This is a genomic window from Mesorhizobium sp. f-mel (genome assembly GCF_053850215.1).
This window is the reverse complement of record NZ_JBSPTO010000083.1, coordinates 1-735: the sequence shown is the minus strand read 5'-3', so window position 1 is coordinate 735 and position 735 is coordinate 1. Positions and strand designations below refer to the sequence as shown.

Here is a 735-nt window from a genome sequence, read left to right as displayed (position 1 = left end):
TGATTTGGCGCTAATATACGCCGTCGAGTAGGCAGGCCACCGCGGGGCGCTAAGAAAAAAAGGATTATCAATGGCACTTCATTTCGCAGCAGGTGGGTCCGCCACAGAAGTCGCGAGCGCCGGTTTCAATCTGGCTGACGTTCAAACCGTCGAGCAGGTCAACGAGCTACCGGATGGCATGAAGGCTATGGTCTGGCTCAACGAGGGCGAGGGCGTGACCCAGTCCTTTATCGACAAGGTCACCCCCTTCCTTGGCAATCCGAAGGTGTATGGGTTTTTTCTCGTCGACGAGCCGGATCCCACCGGCCAATACCACACCCAGGTAGACGCTGAGGATCTGAAAGCCGAATCCGACTGGATCCACTCTCGCATGCCAGACGCCAAGACCTTCATCACCGCGATGGACATGGGGTCTGCCGCAGACCCGGATTTTTCCAACACCTACAACTATGACAACACGCATATCGATCTGTTTGGAATAAGCGCTTATCCGGTGCGCACCGGAACAGACACGGTCGACTACGACATGATCGACAGAACCGTGGCTGCTGCGGTGGAGTCGGGCATCCCGGTCAGCCAGATCGTCCCGGTCCATCAGACCTTTGGCGGCGGCAATTGGACGACCAACACGGGCGGCAAATATGTCATGCCGACGACGGATCAGCTGCAGACGATGATGGACCATTGGGACGAACTGGTTCCGTCGCCCGAATTCGACTTTGCCTATGCCTGGGG

Annotated in this window: 1 pseudogene; it reads left to right on the top strand. The window is 57.1% G+C overall.

Annotation, left to right across the window (positions count from 1 at the left end):
- Positions 1-70 precede the first annotated feature (70 nt).
- Positions 71-735 (top strand): annotated as a pseudogene (locus ACWUKX_RS30985) (calcium-binding protein); the annotation flags it as partial.